The sequence below is a fragment of the Planococcus sp. ISL-109 genome, from assembly GCF_018613655.1.
Taxonomy (GTDB): domain Bacteria; phylum Bacillota; class Bacilli; order Bacillales_A; family Planococcaceae; genus Planococcus.
Window position 1 is genome coordinate 213180 of record NZ_JAGGPW010000003.1, and the last position, 395, is coordinate 213574.

Consider the following 395-nt stretch of genomic DNA (forward strand, 5'->3'; position numbering starts at 1 on the left):
TTACATTGGTCTAAAACCTACCCTCTCTCTGATCCGATACCGCGCGAGTTTTACTACTCTCTAAAATTACATTGGTCTAAAACTGATAAGAATATGATATACGCAGGCTGTTCGTTTTACTACTCTCTAAAATTACATTGGTCTAAAACTCATCTGTTTCTATATCGTCCATAATTTCAGGTTTTACTACTCTCTAAAATTACATTGGTCTAAAACAATATTTGTTCCAGGCGTCGGAAAAGGTGAGTTTTACTACTCTCTAAAATTACATTGGTCTAAAACCCATGATTTCCACAACGGTTTCATATTCCAGTTTTACTACTCTCTAAAATTACATTGGTCTAAAACCTGATTGATAAACATCTTCTTCAGTGAAAAGTTTTACTACTCTCTAA

General features: G+C 33.7%; 1 CRISPR repeat array.

The features are described 5' to 3' along the window. Positions 1-47 precede the first annotated feature (47 nt). Positions 48-348: a CRISPR direct-repeat array (repeat unit 36 nt; unit sequence GTTTTACTACTCTCTAAAATTACATTGGTCTAAAAC). Positions 349-395: the final 47 nt, after the last annotated feature.